We start from the raw sequence: 8,910 nt of genomic DNA, 5'->3' as shown, positions 1-8,910 counted from the left end.
ATTTTACTGGCAAAGAATAGGGCTGATAACAGCACACCAATTAATACGCCATATGCTAAGTTATGAGTCGCAACCACCACAGCAACCGTCGTAATCATAACAATGTTACTTTGCAATGGTTTGGTTTTTAGCTCCTTAAAAGAACCCCAGTTAAACGTACCTATAGCAACCATAACCATTACAGCCACTAATGCTGCCATCGGAATAATTTTTAACCAGTCACTTAAAAATACAACCAGAAGTAATAAAAATACACCCGCCACTAATGACGATAGGCGCGTGAAACCTCCTGATTTTACATTGATGATAGATTGTCCAATCATCGCGCAGCCTGCCATACCACCAAAAAAGCCACTGACGACGTTGGCAATACCTTGACCTTTACACTCTTGGGTACGGTCACCTTTGGTATCGGTCAAGTCATCTACGATGGTCATGGTCATCATAGACTCAAGCAAACCAACAATTGCAAGACTGATCGCATACGGCAAAATAATCAACAAGGTGTCTAGATTAAGAGGAATATCAGGTAGTAAAAATATCGGTAAGGTATCCGGCAGTTGACCCATATCGTTGATGGTACGTGCTTCTGCGCCCAAAAATATGGCTATCGCCGTTACCAGTACAATACTGACCAACGGTGATGGAATCATTTTACCAATTTTAGGAATGTACGGATAACCATAGATAATGATTAAACCGAGAGCCACCAGACCATAGACGTGGACTAGATTTGAGCCTGCTTGCGGCATAAGCTCCGGAATCTGTGACATAAAAATCAAAATCGCCAAAGCATTGATAAAGCCAAGGATGACAGATTGAGAGACGTACTTCATCAAATTACCCAGCTTCAAAAAGCCAAAGATAATCTGTATCACCCCTGTCAAGACACTGGCTGCTAGCAAATACTGCAAACCATGCTCCCTAACCAGCGTGACCATGAGTAATGCCATCGCGCCGGTTGCGGCTGAAATCATCGCCGGACGTCCGCCAACGAAAGCAATCACTACGGCAATACAAAATGAGGCGTACAATCCAACTTGAGGATCAACACCGGCAATGATCGAAAAAGCAATGGCTTCAGGAATAAGGGCTAGAGCGACAACCATACCAGCTAGGACATCGCCTCTAACATTGGACAACCAATGTTCTTTAATAGTAGTTAACATGTTTAACTCAGTTTTTAGGAACTGCTTTAGTCTGTCAATAATCGCGATATCTAAGATAAGAGGTATCTAAAATAAAAGGTCTGACACACTCTCAGCTAGGCATAATGCCTACCAATCAAGGAATGTGAAAATGTGAAACGTTATATTTAGCGAGTTATTGTCATAAATTGCTTTTAATAGCTTGTTTATAATGACTCGATAGATAAATCGATTATAGATACAAATATTAAAGCAGTGCGTGTGCACAGGAAAAAGCGTAAAACGCTCTATGACAGAAATTGCTATAGGGAGCAATTATTTACTTAGGAGGGGGTCAAACAGTTAAGGCGGAATATTCATCTTTGTAGTAAACGACTTTTATAGATTAAAGGAGTAATATTTCTCGTAATTATAACATACATAGCACCAGTCAATAAAAATATCTGGCTATTACTCCCATAACAGTACTTATAGAAATCAAAAATAAGCCAATTCACTCTCGAAAAACTCACTGGATGTACACAATGAAGTACACCGATGTTACTTCAATAACTCAAACTATTGCTATCATTAGCATACAGTCCAAGATTCAAGTCCTCACTAGGGTACCGAACTTAATAATTCGCAAGCTCATCCTCTTGCTCATCACACACTCTCAACCCAATTTGTACGGCCTCACGCAGATCAGCACCTTCCTTGACACTATGAGGCACATTTGGCGTCAAACGACTTAGCTTTAAGCCATCTACCGCTGCTTTATTAAGCGGTATACCAACGTAAGATTCATCGGTGTAACCCTTAGGATGAAAAAACACCTCACGACCAAAGGAAGGATTTGAGGCACACGCAATCTCACCCTCAGGCACCGTAAACGGATAAGGTGTTGTGTAATATTTACTCCATGTCTGCTCACTCACTACGATATAGCCTGAACCATACAGATCATCTTCTGTATTGCCTGAGCTGCACCCAATCATAACGATAGACGCTACTGCAATTAACCACCTGGACATATTGATTCGCATGGTACGCCGTCCTTATCACGATCTAGCTTGGTATTTCCACATTTGAGTGCTTGTTTGGCTTGTTCACAGCTAACCATCTGCCCACAAGTGCGCGGTAAGCCTTTGCATTGAGAGCCGCCAGCACCTTTAGCAAACAACGGATGTTCTACCTCGACATCACTATAAAATGGATTATCAGTGACTGTAACTGCTGCCTGAGAAGATAAGGCAAAGAGAGATAACGCCATACTTAGAATAAATTTTTTCATAGAACCTACTTTCTTTAAGACCTAAGACACTGCTTTCAAGCATTAATAATACCCTATATTTGTTCAATAAAGTGAGTGCTATATAACCAACCGTCTGATTTACACAGCAGTTTATTTATAATTTGCCTGATAGACGGGTTAATGCCATAGTTGTTCACTGAACGTTCTGGACAGTTGTACTGTACAGTTTCTAAAAACGTACTTGAACACTAGGTGAACAATGAACATATCGGTGACAAAAGCGGCAAAAGAATGGGGTGTATCAAGAACCACGATCTATCAGAAGGTCAATGATGGTGAGCTTTCTAGAACAGCAGATAAGAAAATAGACGTTTCAGAAATGTTGCGCGTGTTTGGTGAGCCAATTTCTAAAAAACGTACTGAACGTTCAGTGGACACTGTTCAAAGTACACCTCTGAACAGTCAAAGTGTTCAGTACAATACGGATATTGAACACCTATTAGCACTTGAAAAGCTCAAGAATGAGCACCTCAGCCAACAAGTAAGCGATCAAAAAAAGTTAATTGAAAATTATCAGCAGCAGATAGGACAGTTAAACAAAACGCTGGATAAAGCCAACGCTAGTATCCAGGATTTAGCACAAGTGAGATTATTAGAATTCAGACAATCTGAAACCGATGATAAGATACAATCCGAACAAAAACAGAATACTGAAATAGCCGCTATTACCGAGAAGAAGAAAAGATGGTGGGGTTTTTAAATATCTCCTTATGATGCCGAAGCCCGAAAACCTAATTTATCGAGATAAGGTACGTAAAAAGCATGCTTACTTTCATCTAAAAGCTCAATTTCGATCCGTTCAGCAAATGCTTTATAATCCTCACCTTGCTTAGCATAGTTAGACAACTCACTCATTTTCGATAGCTTAGCCGCAAACACACCCTTTTGTTTATCTGTCATTTTTAAAGGAGTCAGCATATCAGGCGTATCACCATCTCTCTTTATGCCTGTCGCTTTCTCAGGCTTAGTATTTATTTTGAATTTGAACGTAAACCCAACAATTCTACGGCCTTCTTTGTGCTGTTCATAAGTCGCTGTAATATTCGTATTATCATTAATCTCATTAATAGCATGGTCTAAAACACGACTTTTAAAATTACCCATAGTTTTATATTGGTGCTCTTCGATACCCAAACGAGTACGTAAATTTCCAATTGTAATTGGAGGGGTTTTACCAACACTACTCCACTGCATTAATATTTCAAAGATACGCAATGCGTAGATGCTATTTAGGTCTTTTATTTGTTGTAGCTCGTACTCTGTATATTTCTCACTAAGTCTTGTTATCAGTGGAATAACGTCATTTCCAAACATAACCTCTACATACCCCCCGCCCTCACTATATGAAGCACGTTGCACGAATCTGGACTTATTTATCTTGTCACGTCCCTTTGAATCCTTATCAGTCCAAACAAACTCGCTTTCATAAAGACTTTCACAAGCAGACTTCAGTGAGCGATAAGCAGTAGTTTTATCACATTCAAAATGCTTCCCGTAATCAGACGCTCTGATACGGTGGACACCTCCAATTTTAGACATACTTCCTTGTTCTCTTGCTTCAATAATAGCTAAGATAATTACACGCTGAGCGACTAAGTTGATCGCATAGCCCGACTCAATAAACGCATTAGCTTTGCTTACTATACTAGTTTTTGTCATATAAAATCCGTATATATATACTTCCAATTTTTTATTGTATATAAATATACTTTGATTGTAAAGACGTATATCTATGGGTGTATAAACGTATATCTATGGGTGTATAAACGTATATCTATGGGTGTATAAACGTATATCTATGGGTGTATAAACGTATGCTTATCTAACCTAAAAGCCTTGACTATAAAGGGATACAGCCTACTTAAAAGCTTTTAAAAGCTATTAAAAACATTAAAAACCTTTTACTTCTTATTTTCTAATTCTTTTTCAATAGGATACTTCTCTCTAGCTTTACGTATAGCTGGTTGTACAAACCATTCCCAGTAATTCATCAGCTCATCATAATGCTCACTGATATAGCCCATTAGCTGAGCAGCAGTAAAATCGTATCTATGATCTTTAGGTTTAGAGAATTGAGTTAATTTTGATTTACTGACATTAACTCCAAAGTACCTAGCTATTTGCATAGCTCTATAAGAGTTAACTTCACGTTCTAACCTATACCCATCTTCTATACCAAGTTGGCAAAGTTCAGTACCACCAAAATCAATATCCTTTAAGAACTCAATCATGGCTTCAACTCGAGCAGAACGTACCGCATTGTAACGTTGCATATTCCTACGTCTCTTATCCATAAATAACTCACTCACTTTTAGAATAGGTACAGACAATAATAATACCATAGGTACAGTCATTTATCGTATGTAGGTACACACAATAGACAATCTATAGGTACAGTCATTAAAAAATAAATAGGTACAGACAAATATAGATTTTATGTTAGTATTTATTAAGCCAGCAGTCACAAGAGGGGGCTATTTATTACTACGTAATAATTATCCTATCCCTCATGTGAGCTGGTTAAGGGGAGACCCCTTAAAATCCCCTAAAACCCTTACCTAGGTAATCGTTATGACTGAGCCAAAACCTACCGTTCTTGACAAGAGAGCCAAGCGTAATAGAGAGATTGCGATTCGCGTCAATGACTACGAACTTGCTGAGATTAAGAAAAGAAACCGCGAAAATACGGTGGCCAGTTGGTTACGAGGATTGGCATTAGGGGTTACTCCTGTTAAGCCAGTTGATCCTGAATTGGTGCGTCAGTTGGGTAGAATCGGTAGCAATCTTAATCAGCTGACCAAGCATGTGAATATCGAAAAGCACGTTGATGCCGAGGTGCTTAATGAGATTAAGGCGATTAGGAAACAGTTGCATGTGCTGATAGAGACGAGTATCGAATACTCAAAAGTAGCCGCGAGGGATGGTGATGATTGTTAAGTTCTCTAAGCATGGTAAAGGCAAAGCGAGTGGCGTTTTAGACTATCTTCTTAAAGAGAAAGGGAGTAAGGGTACTTTGGTACCTAGAACGCATGCAAAAGTGCTGTACGGCGATCCTGTGCTCACTGAGCACTTAATTAACACGACCTCTCACAAGACTAAGTATAAGTCAGGGTACTTATCTTTTAGTGAACGTGCGGATGAGATTAGTGAAGCCGATAAAAAGCGCATTATGCAGGAGTTTGAAGCGGTCATATTCTGCGGGTTAGAGAATGATCAGTACGATATACTATGGGTTGAGCATGCGGATAAAGACATTGATGACGCTCATCCTGTCGGACGACTGGAGCTGAACTTTGTGATTCCCTGTCAGGAACTGCGATCAGGTAAGGCTTTTCAGCCGTACTATGAGCCAGCAGATCAAAAAAGGGTGAACGCTTGGAAAAATATTATCAATTCAGAAGTCAAAACCATTAAGGGTAAGCCGTTAAGTGACCCTAATGACCCTAAACGCAAACGTCTAGTTAACCCATATAGCAGTAATGCGCCGCGTCCGTCGCCTTTTGATGCAAAGGCGTATACGAAAAAAGATGCAGATAAGGACGAGGAGACTATCGCCAATCCTCCTAACCGTAAACTATTAGAGGAAGCGATTAAACGTCGTCTGTTACTGGATTGGCAAAATGGTATCGCTATGAGTCGTCGAAGAGTGCTAAGTCGGCTAGAACAGTGGGGCTTGAAGATTAATCGAGGTAATAGCGAGAAGACGTTATCGGTGACAAGCGATAAGCTAACCGATAAGAACGGCAAGCCAATGGGTGTTAGGCTCAAAGGCGGTATGTTTGAAAAAGGATTTGATGGTTACAAGTTTGAACCAGATGCGAAAGAAGAAGATCATTCTGCGTATGACCGTACAGCTAGCAGAAACGAGCGCATGCAGTCAGATAAGGAGCACTTAGCCACTGGGATAGAAATAAAAGAGGCTTATCATCAGGAGAGATACCAGAATTTAGCTACGCCTGAGCCGTTAGTGGCAGATAAAGCTGTTCAACAGGAGCTAGAATCAGCTAAACCAGCTCCTACAGAAACTTATAGGCCGAGTTTTAGACCAAGGTTTTGATAGGTGATAAATGGATTTTATGGTTATATACTTTTTTGCTACTTAATAAAAAAACAAGGATTTGCGTTTTATGACTATTGAAAAGGCTAAACAAGCTCTTAAAGACTTAAAGAGCTTTGCAAATAATAATCCACAAGAATTCGATAACATTATCAAAGAGCTAGGTAAAAATGGCTATGTTACGAATATCGATACTTACTTTGAGTATAGCAAATTAACAGTAAAGGATTGTTGTGGAGATAAATACGGTTGTTAACGCTACTATCCGCTTTTATTTATATGGCTAAGCTAGTTTAGCTAGCCACTCATCGAGTTTGCCCCTATAAAGTATCTACTGTTACTGCGTCACTGTCTCAAAATTTAGCTTATTTGATAAGCAGGCTTCAAAGTCTATTAACTTGAAATTCCACAAATAAACCAAAGCAATACTATAAATAGTTGCTTCGGTCAGCTCTTCGATTATCGCGCCAAAGGCATGAGGGAACACGATGGCGTTCTCTCCCATATATTGAACTGTGGCTAATACTGCCACCACGAGATATAACGTGATAGGAGTGTTTTTTAGCACTGTCCAACAATAACGCCATGAATAAACGAATAAGCCCACCATAAGAATATAGACAATTGTGAGTACGATATCTTCCCACCAGTCATAGGAATGGTTTAGTAATAAGAAGTCACTAGAAATAAACAAGTCTGGCAGATGGTTTAACTCTCTACGAATAACAGCGAAGAAAACCAAGACTGAGGCCAGCCAAAAGTAACGACCCAATTTGATACGGCTCTGCACTATATACTGTGTACAGCGTAATAAACAGACTATTAAGATAATAGTGCTAGCGATTTCGATAATGCCATTTTCAGTAAAAATGCTGAACTCCTAATACACAAATAATAAAAAAGTGAGCGCAAAGGCTCACTAAATCATTTAAAAAAATAGGTGGTGTTCTAAAAAATAGAACCCACTTAATCAGATCAGTAACGATTCTAATTAAGCGAATTTAGTGCCTATCATGGGTGCAATGATTTGCCAAAGTGATTGTTTGATGTCTTAGCGTACTAAAATAATCGGAGATAGCGTCTTGGCGATGATCTTTGTCGTAGTACTGCCAACAAATAACTGTTGGAGTTTAGAATGACCATAAGCACCAATGACAATAATATCGACCGCATTTTGTTGCTGAAAAGCCAATAAACCATCAACCGCATTAGAGGCGGACAACTGATGCGCTTCTATCGTAAATCCTGCTGTTTTTAGCTGCTCAGTCGCTGCTGCCAAACTTTTTTTAGACGTCTCATCATCATTACCTATCATAACGATATGCCCTTGTAAGCCTTTTAATAGTGGGCTTTTAGAAATAATATCGACGGCTTTAATAGCTGTCTTACTACCGTCAAACGCCACCATATATGAGGTGGGTTCTTTAAACGTCTCTGAGCAGATCATAACTGGCACACTAGAAGCACGAGCCACAGTTTCGATTTGACTACCAATATTGATGCGACTGTCTTTGTGATCTTCGCCGCGTCGTCCCATAACGATGACACGGTTTTTGCTATTGAAGTGTTCAATCGCTGGCAGCAGCTTGCCATGACGTTGATAAATTTTCACGTCCACACTATCGAATCGACTTTGAATGTGGCTTTTTGCATCTTTCACCAACGCATCGCTATAGCTATTAGCAATTTTTGCTCTTTGCTCGTCCAGTTGCGTGAGTTCCTCGAGTAAGAGCTGGCGACTGTTAACACCTATCGCGCCTGATAAATCACGTCTGCTTGAAGCAGGAACGTCACTCACATGTAGTAAGCCGACAGGTAGGTTCAATTTGCTCGCATACCATGCTGCATAATCACAAACGGGTTGCGTCACGGCTGAACCATCGATACACGCTAAAATATGCTGTTCTGTGTTCATTATTTGTCCTTAAATTTTAATTTGGAGTGTCCATGTCCACTTCACCAAAACTAATAGGCTTGATGGACACTATCGTTAGTAGACGTTATTAATGAGCACCTAAGCTTTGATCAGCGTCAGGTTTGTCATGAACGCCGAACTTTTCTATCATCGCTTGGCTTGCTTCGTTCAGACCTATCAGTTCAACCTCAGTACCCTCACGGCGAAATTTAATGATTACTCGATCAATCGCGGCAACGGCTGTCACATCCCAGAAATGCGCTTTTGATACATCAATGACGACTTTGGTTATAGACTCTTTCACATCGAACGACTCAATCAAACGCTCTGCTGATGAAAAGAATACTTGACCATTGACGAAGTAATAACGCGTTCGTTCTGCTTCATCTAATTGCGTATGTACGCTCATATAGCGTTCAATTTTACTGGCAAAGAATAGGGCTGATAACAGCACACCAATTAATACGCCATATGCTAAGTTATGAGTCGCAACCAC

General features: G+C 39.9%; 12 protein-coding genes. 4 read left to right on the top strand and 8 right to left on the bottom strand.

Annotated elements, in window-relative coordinates; translation table 11 throughout:
• From H9653_RS11920 to H9653_RS11910, 3 genes are all read right to left on the bottom strand, one after another.
• Nucleotides 1–1,169 (bottom strand): SulP family inorganic anion transporter (locus H9653_RS11920; RefSeq protein WP_191692528.1); only part of this gene is annotated, 1,169 nt, incomplete at its 3' end.
• Nucleotides 1,170–1,762: 593 nt separating this feature from the next.
• Nucleotides 1,763–2,173: a hypothetical protein gene (locus H9653_RS11915; protein WP_225211750.1), complete on the bottom strand. Its 411-nt coding sequence runs from the start codon at nucleotides 2,171–2,173 to the stop codon at nucleotides 1,763–1,765.
• Nucleotides 2,146–2,400, bottom strand: coding sequence for an excalibur calcium-binding domain-containing protein (locus tag H9653_RS11910; RefSeq protein ID WP_082894387.1), 255 nt, complete (start codon nucleotides 2,398–2,400; stop codon nucleotides 2,146–2,148). The genes H9653_RS11915 and H9653_RS11910 overlap by 28 nt, the downstream gene beginning before the upstream one ends.
• Before the next feature lie 241 nt (nucleotides 2,401–2,641).
• Between H9653_RS11910 and H9653_RS11905 the strand changes: the two genes are divergently transcribed.
• Nucleotides 2,642–3,142 carry a hypothetical protein gene (locus H9653_RS11905; RefSeq protein WP_181717049.1) on the top strand — a complete coding sequence of 167 codons (501 nt, stop codon included), beginning with the start codon at nucleotides 2,642–2,644 and terminating at the stop codon, nucleotides 3,140–3,142.
• A gap of 8 nt (nucleotides 3,143–3,150) precedes the next feature.
• On the opposite strand, the gene repM is transcribed toward H9653_RS11905, so the two are convergent.
• Together repM and H9653_RS11895 are read right to left on the bottom strand one after the other, a co-directional pair.
• Nucleotides 3,151–4,101 carry a replication initiation protein RepM gene (gene repM / locus H9653_RS11900; protein ID WP_181717048.1) on the bottom strand — a complete coding sequence of 317 codons (951 nt, stop codon included), beginning with the start codon at nucleotides 4,099–4,101 and terminating at the stop codon, nucleotides 3,151–3,153.
• A gap of 242 nt (nucleotides 4,102–4,343) precedes the next feature.
• Nucleotides 4,344–4,784 (bottom strand): hypothetical protein, encoded by a 441-nt coding sequence (locus tag H9653_RS11895; RefSeq protein ID WP_225211749.1) that lies wholly within the window; start codon nucleotides 4,782–4,784, stop codon nucleotides 4,344–4,346.
• A 229-nt stretch (nucleotides 4,785–5,013) separates the two neighbouring features.
• Here H9653_RS11895 and H9653_RS11890 point away from each other — a divergent pair, with 229 nt between their 5' ends.
• The 3 genes from H9653_RS11890 to H9653_RS11880 all read left to right on the top strand — a co-directional run bounded on the left by H9653_RS11890 (nucleotide 5,014) and on the right by H9653_RS11880 (nucleotide 6,755).
• Nucleotides 5,014–5,379 carry a plasmid mobilization protein gene (locus tag H9653_RS11890; RefSeq protein WP_191692527.1) on the top strand — a complete coding sequence of 122 codons (366 nt, stop codon included), beginning with the start codon at nucleotides 5,014–5,016 and terminating at the stop codon, nucleotides 5,377–5,379.
• On the top strand, nucleotides 5,369–6,499 hold the full coding sequence (locus H9653_RS11885) for a relaxase family protein (RefSeq protein WP_191692526.1): 1,131 nt from the start codon (nucleotides 5,369–5,371) through the stop codon (nucleotides 6,497–6,499). Before H9653_RS11890 ends, H9653_RS11885 begins: the two co-directional genes overlap by 11 nt.
• A gap of 70 nt (nucleotides 6,500–6,569) precedes the next feature.
• A complete protein-coding gene (locus tag H9653_RS11880) occupies nucleotides 6,570–6,755 on the top strand; it encodes a hypothetical protein (RefSeq protein ID WP_191692525.1) in 186 nt (61 codons plus the stop codon).
• Nucleotides 6,756–6,836: 81 nt separating this feature from the next.
• Here H9653_RS11880 and H9653_RS11875 read toward each other — a convergent pair whose 3' ends face one another.
• The 3 genes from H9653_RS11875 to H9653_RS11865 form a co-directional block, all read right to left on the bottom strand.
• Nucleotides 6,837–7,289, bottom strand: coding sequence for a hypothetical protein (locus tag H9653_RS11875; RefSeq protein WP_227673653.1), 453 nt, complete (start codon nucleotides 7,287–7,289; stop codon nucleotides 6,837–6,839).
• Nucleotides 7,290–7,550: 261 nt separating this feature from the next.
• On the bottom strand, nucleotides 7,551–8,414 hold the full coding sequence (locus H9653_RS11870; protein WP_191692524.1) for a universal stress protein: 864 nt from the start codon (nucleotides 8,412–8,414) through the stop codon (nucleotides 7,551–7,553).
• Nucleotides 8,415–8,502: 88 nt separating this feature from the next.
• Nucleotides 8,503–8,910, bottom strand: a 408-nt coding sequence (locus tag H9653_RS11865; protein ID WP_191692523.1) for an STAS domain-containing protein, incomplete at its 5' end; no start/stop codon positions are given.

Origin of the sequence: Psychrobacter communis (assembly GCF_014836505.1) — a bacterium.
Lineage (GTDB): Bacteria > Pseudomonadota > Gammaproteobacteria > Pseudomonadales > Moraxellaceae > Psychrobacter > Psychrobacter faecalis.
Note: the sequence above shows the minus strand (reverse complement) of the source record. Positions and strands in the feature narration are given on the sequence as shown.

What these genes read in the sequence shown, in the direction of transcription:
- H9653_RS11915 (WP_225211750.1), bottom strand. Translation starts at nt 2,173, where the DNA reads ATGCGAATCAATATGTCCAGGTGGTTAATTGCAGTAGCGTCTATCGTT.
- H9653_RS11910 (WP_082894387.1), bottom strand. Translation starts at nt 2,400, where the DNA reads ATGGCGTTATCTCTCTTTGCCTTATCTTCTCAGGCAGCAGTTACAGTC.
- H9653_RS11905 (WP_181717049.1), top strand. Translation starts at nt 2,642, where the DNA reads ATGAACATATCGGTGACAAAAGCGGCAAAAGAATGGGGTGTATCAAGA.
- repM (WP_181717048.1), bottom strand. Translation starts at nt 4,101, where the DNA reads ATGACAAAAACTAGTATAGTAAGCAAAGCTAATGCGTTTATTGAGTCG.
- H9653_RS11895 (WP_225211749.1), bottom strand. Translation starts at nt 4,784, where the DNA reads ATGGTATTATTATTGTCTGTACCTATTCTAAAAGTGAGTGAGTTATTT.
- H9653_RS11890 (WP_191692527.1), top strand. Translation starts at nt 5,014, where the DNA reads ATGACTGAGCCAAAACCTACCGTTCTTGACAAGAGAGCCAAGCGTAAT.
- H9653_RS11885 (WP_191692526.1), top strand. Translation starts at nt 5,369, where the DNA reads ATGATTGTTAAGTTCTCTAAGCATGGTAAAGGCAAAGCGAGTGGCGTT.
- H9653_RS11880 (WP_191692525.1), top strand. Translation starts at nt 6,570, where the DNA reads ATGACTATTGAAAAGGCTAAACAAGCTCTTAAAGACTTAAAGAGCTTT.
- H9653_RS11870 (WP_191692524.1), bottom strand. Translation starts at nt 8,414, where the DNA reads ATGAACACAGAACAGCATATTTTAGCGTGTATCGATGGTTCAGCCGTG.